1 protein-coding gene is annotated in these 228 nt (G+C 74.6%); it reads right to left on the minus strand.

What is annotated here, in order from left to right:
- The coding region (locus AC3II9_RS22745) for a diguanylate cyclase domain-containing protein (RefSeq protein ID WP_489159072.1) at positions 1 to 228 on the minus strand (228 nt) is incomplete at both ends.

Genomic DNA, 228 nt, shown 5'->3' on the forward strand with positions numbered 1-228 from the left:
CGGCCACCTGGACGAGCAGGTCGTCCCCGGCCTCGTGCCCGGCGGTGTCGTTGACCGCCTTGAACCCGTCGAGGTCGACGTACAGCAGCCCGACGTGCCCGGCCCCCCGTCCCGCCGCGGCCACGGCGTGCTCGAGGCGGTCGAGGAACAGGAGCCGGTTCGGCAGTCCCGTGAGGGCGTCGTGCAGGGCTTGGCGCTGCAGTTCGGCCTGCGCGGCGAGGCGTTCGG

This window comes from Lysinibacillus sp. RU7 (assembly GCF_057837305.1).